The sequence below is a fragment of the Streptomyces sparsus genome (assembly GCF_054776295.1).
Map to the genome: position 1 here is coordinate 1 of NZ_BAAHCA010001312.1, position 1,046 is coordinate 1,046.

Annotated in this window: 1 protein-coding gene; it reads left to right on the forward strand. The window is 73.9% G+C overall.

Translation table 11 applies throughout. The annotated features are described in order from the left end of the window. Nucleotides 1–228 precede the first annotated feature (228 nt). Nucleotides 229–918, forward strand: a complete 690-nt coding sequence (locus ACYVE9_RS28120; protein WP_461030707.1) for an HAD family hydrolase — start codon at nucleotides 229–231, stop codon at nucleotides 916–918. Nucleotides 919–1,046: the final 128 nt, after the last annotated feature.

Sequence of the window (1,046 nt, forward strand, 5' to 3'; positions counted from 1 at the left end):
CCGGCGGCAGTCCGGTCCCGACGGACGCGGCGGCGACGACGGCCGCGCCCACGCCGAGCACCGCGCGCAGTGAGGTGCGGAGCCGCAGCCGGCCGGGGTCGGGCGCAACGAACTTCTGCCGCACTGACTACCCCCGCCCTCGCTGTCCGCATGCTGATACGTGGACGAGGAAAACATCTCTTGCCCCCTGCATCCAAATCGGCTCGGCGGGCTTGGCATGCTGAGGCCATGGACAACGGCACTCCGCGCCCCGCGGTGATCTTCGATCTCGACGGCACCCTGGTGGACAGCGAGCCGCACTACCACGAGGCGGGCCGGCAGGTGCTGGCGCGGCACGGGGTGCCCGACTTCTCCTGGGAGATGCACACCCGCTTCATCGGGGTCGGCACCAGGGAGACGCTGGCGGAGCTGCGCCGCGCCCACCGCATCGACGCACCCGTGGAGCAGCTGCTCGCCGAGAAGAACGAGGCCTACCTCGCGCTCGCCCGTCGCTCGATGCCCGTCTTCGAGCAGATGGCGGCCCTCGTGGAGCTGCTGCACACCGCCGGGCATCCGCTGATCGTCGCGTCGGGCTCCTCACGGCTCACCATCGAGGCGGTGCTCACCGGTACCGGCCTGTCGACGCTGCTGCCGCGCTGGGTGTCCGCCGAGGAGGTGCCGCACGGCAAGCCGGCACCGGACGTGTTCCTGGAGGCGGCCAGGAGGCTGGGCGCGGAGCCGGCGTCCTGCGTGGTCGTCGAGGACGCACCCGCCGGCGCGGAAGCCGCACGGCGGGCGGGCATGCGCTGCATCGCCGTGCCCTACGTGCCCGACACCGCCGACGATCCGGCGTTCGCCGCCGCGTCGCTGCGGTTCCCCGGCGGCCAGCGGACCTTCGACGCCCACACCGCCTACGACTGGCTGCGCCGCCAGGGCTGACCGCCGGCCGACGCGCGCGGGGACACGGCGGGAGCGGCAGGAAGCGGACGGGGACGATCGGCAGTGGTCGGGACGACCCGGGGGGCGGCCGGGAGTTGGTGTGGCCGGGTGGACGGGGTCCGGGGATG

Excerpts from the sequence above, each read along its gene's own strand:
- ACYVE9_RS28120 (WP_461030707.1), top strand. The coding sequence starts at position 229 with ATGGACAACGGCACTCCGCGCCCCGCGGTGATCTTCGATCTCGACGGC.